General features: G+C 47.8%; 1 protein-coding gene. It reads left to right on the top strand.

Annotated elements, in window-relative coordinates; translation table 11 throughout:
* A partial coding sequence (gene dsbD / locus A3739_RS21395) for a protein-disulfide reductase DsbD (RefSeq protein ID WP_156502739.1) occupies positions 1 to 1,086 on the top strand: 1,086 nt, incomplete at both ends.

Here is a 1,086-nt window from a genome sequence, read left to right as displayed (position 1 = left end):
CAAAATCACTTACCAAGGCTGCGCTGTCGCTGGCCTATGCTATCCACCGCAAGCAAAGACAGTACTCTACTTTCCCGTAGAAAATGCACCGGCCCCAGTGCTCGAAGACATCGAAGCACAAATCAAGGCAAAATCACTAAGTTTAAGTACAGACGATGCTTCTTCGATATTCTCATTCATGCAGGAGAACTCTGCCTTAGCAACAGCAGCTATATTCTTTTTGCTTGGCCTCGGATTAACCTTTACGCCCTGCGTACTGCCGATGATTCCGATTATCACAACGATTGTGGCTGGCAATAATCAAAGCTCGCAAAAAAATTGGGGGCGCAATTTTAGTCTCGCATTGTCGTATGTCGCTGGCATGGCACTCACCTACGCAGCTTTCGGCCTANCAGTCGGCTTATTAGGTGCAAGCGCGAACCTTCAAGCAACAATGCAAAGCCCGATTGTTCTTATCTTTTTTGCGATTGTATTCATAGCACTCGCTGCGGCGATGTTTGGACTATATGAACTGCAACTCCCAGCTTTTCTTCGTGATCGACTACAGAACCAGAGCGCTAAACTGAGCGGCGGAAAAATAGCGAGTGTTTTCTTCATCGGCGCCCTATCTGCCCTACTGGTATCGCCATGCGTGTCTGCTCCCCTTGCCGGCGCTCTCATTTATATCAGTACAAGCAATGATGCTGGACTTGGTTTTGTGTCGCTATTTAGTTTAGGGCTTGGCATGGGCGTTCCGTTGATTATTGTGGCAGTAGGTGGTGCGCGTTTTATTCCGAAAGCAGGCGCTTGGATGAACTACAGCAAGTTTATCTTTGGCATGCTATTGCTTGGCGTTGCAGTTTGGCTAATCAACCGTCTCGTTCCAGGAAACATAGGTTTAGCACTCTGGGGCGTTCTTTCTGTCGGTGCCGCGATATACGTATTTACTCAAAGAACACACAAAATTCATACCCGCGCCATCAAATACACTTTGGGTTCGCTACTGTTGCTGATCGGTGCGCTCTGGCTATTTGGAGCAATTAAAGGATCGAATGATCCTATGCGACCGCTTACCAGTGCAGTTCTGAGTGAAAGTAAGCTCCCGTT

It is taken from the genome of Oleiphilus sp. HI0067, from assembly GCF_001635735.1.
The sequence above is the reverse complement of the archived record's forward strand: the minus strand, read 5'-3'. Positions and strand labels throughout refer to the sequence as shown.